Here is a 1,141-nt window from a genome sequence, read left to right on the forward strand (position 1 = left end):
TGGTAAAAATCCAAATGTAATAAAAAAAGGACAAAAGTTGGTGATACCTAGCAAATGAAAATAATACTAAATGGAAAATATGACATTGCAAATTTTAATGAAGGAATAACATTAAGTGAAGCTATAGATGGAGTTGCATATAAAATGGATGTATCCTTAATAGAAACTAAAACTTTGCAAGATATAAATATTAAAAAAGGTGATAAAATAGTTCTAATTGACATTGCGTATGAGAGTAAAAAAGAAGAAACAATCTTTGATGGAGTCATATGGGAAACTAGAAGAAGTGAAAAAAGTAAGAAACTGATATTGTCTTGTAGAGAAAGAACAGTATATATGGAAGAATCAGAAGAACAATATAGTTTTAAAGAAAATATAGCAACACAGAGAATTGAATATTACTGTAAACAATGGAATATACCTTACTACAATCTAGCTAATACAGGGAAGAAACTTGCTAAAGTAATACATAAGACTAACATACTAGATATGATTAAAAAAGACTTAAAAGAAACAGCTAGTAAGGGTGGAGATTTATTTAGAGTAAGAATGGATAATAAATTGAAATTATTTAAGCTTGGAACTAATGCAAATGTATATAAATTAGATAGTATATTAGAAGATGCAAACTTTACAAGTAGTTTTAATGATGCAGTAACTTCCGTAAAAGTGCTAGGTAAGAGTAAAGATGAAAATACAAAAGCACCTATCATTGGCACATATAAGAAGGACTCAGATAAGTATGGAACTCTACAAAAGATTAAACAAGATGAAAAGATAACTAATGCAAAAGAAGCTAAGAAAGCAGCAGAAGCAATGTTTAATTCGGGTGAAGAAACAATAAGTGTTGATTGTGCAGTAGACATAAACAGAATAAGAGCAGGTGACAAGGTATCTCTAAAAGGAAGAGAATACTATGTTATAGATGTCACTCATACATTAGACTCTACACCAAAAATGAAGCTCAATATAGGAACTTTAGATTATATAAGGAGGAAATTTTATAACAATGACTGATGCTAGATTCAATGGAGTTGCTAGAATATTAAAAGAAAAAATGAATAAAAGTGTTAATGATGGAGTCTTTGGAATGGGTTGTTCACTTGCAGAAATAACAACAAATGGTCTTAAGGTGAATGGT

1 protein-coding gene is annotated in these 1,141 nt (G+C 29.3%); it reads left to right on the forward strand.

Annotated features, from left to right (window positions below):
* Nucleotides 1–54: 54 nt before the first annotated feature.
* A complete protein-coding gene (locus Q3223_RS19395; protein WP_407812429.1) occupies nucleotides 55–1,017 on the forward strand; it encodes an XkdQ in 963 nt (320 codons plus the stop codon).
* The last annotated feature ends 124 nt before the right edge of the window (nucleotides 1,018–1,141 follow it).

Source organism: Clostridioides sp. GD02367, assembly GCF_045900275.1.
Taxonomy (GTDB): Bacteria; Bacillota; Clostridia; order Peptostreptococcales; family Peptostreptococcaceae; genus Clostridioides; species Clostridioides difficile_A.